This window comes from Mesorhizobium sp. M8A.F.Ca.ET.165.01.1.1 (assembly GCF_004792065.1).
Taxonomy (GTDB): Bacteria; Pseudomonadota; Alphaproteobacteria; order Rhizobiales; family Rhizobiaceae; genus Mesorhizobium.
Genome location: NZ_SRTH01000167.1, coordinates 1 through 323, shown reverse-complemented (window position 1 = coordinate 323; position 323 = coordinate 1). Strand labels below are relative to the sequence as shown.

The window sequence follows — 323 nt, the reverse complement described above, 5'->3', positions numbered from 1 at the left end:
TGCGGGCCGTCGCTGACCCCGGACGGCCTGCTGGAGCTCATCGACCTGCTCAATCCCGAGAACGAGCCGGGACGGCTGACGCTGATCGCCCGTTTCGGCTCCGACAAGGTCGCCGAGCACCTGCCGAAGCTGGTGCGGGCGGTGAAGAAGGAAGGCCGCAGCGTCGTGTGGTCATCCGACCCGATGCACGGCAATACGATCGAGGCGGCCGGCTACAAGACGCGGCCTTTCGACCGCATCCTCAAGGAAGTGCAGACCTTCTTCGAAGTGCATCGCGCCGAAGGCACGCATCCGGGCGGTATTCATGTCGAGATGACCGGCAA

General features: G+C 65.0%; 1 protein-coding gene. It reads left to right on the top strand.

Going from position 1 to position 323, the window contains the following annotated elements:
- Positions 1-323, top strand: a 323-nt coding sequence (locus EN808_RS35590) for a 3-deoxy-7-phosphoheptulonate synthase (RefSeq protein WP_135918251.1), incomplete at both ends; no start/stop codon positions are given.